Annotated in this window: 1 protein-coding gene; it reads right to left on the reverse strand. The window is 42.0% G+C overall.

What is annotated here, in order from left to right; translation table 11 throughout:
- Positions 1–410, reverse strand: a 410-nt coding sequence (locus AC0DBE_RS21655) for a DDE-type integrase/transposase/recombinase (RefSeq protein WP_472963764.1), incomplete at both ends; no start/stop codon positions are given.

Below are 410 nucleotides of genomic sequence, written 5' to 3' on the forward strand. Positions count from 1 at the left end.
TGAATGTATTCTATGACAGTGCGTTCTACGATGGCGGTCGTAGTTCGATCAATGCTGTTAAGATAGAACGTTTCAGACTTTAGTGAGGAATGAAACGATTCGATGGAGGCATTATCAGCGGGCGTCCCTTTGCGGGACATGCTCATGGTAATGCCTTTTGTGTTAACAGCTTTTTGATACTCGTAAGATGTATACACAGAACCTTGGTCACTATGTAACACGCAGTTCTCAGGCAGTGTTGGCAGCTGATCAAGTGTGTCTAAGACAAAGTCTGTGTCCTGCTTATCGCCAATCGTAAAAGCAATCACTTCTCCATTGTATAAATCTAATATACTGGAAAGGTACAATTGTTTCTGTCCATAAGGCAAATATGTGATGTCCGTTACTAGTTTTTCAAGAGGGCGATCAGA

The sequence above is a fragment of the Bacillus sp. VA15 genome (assembly GCF_055721145.1).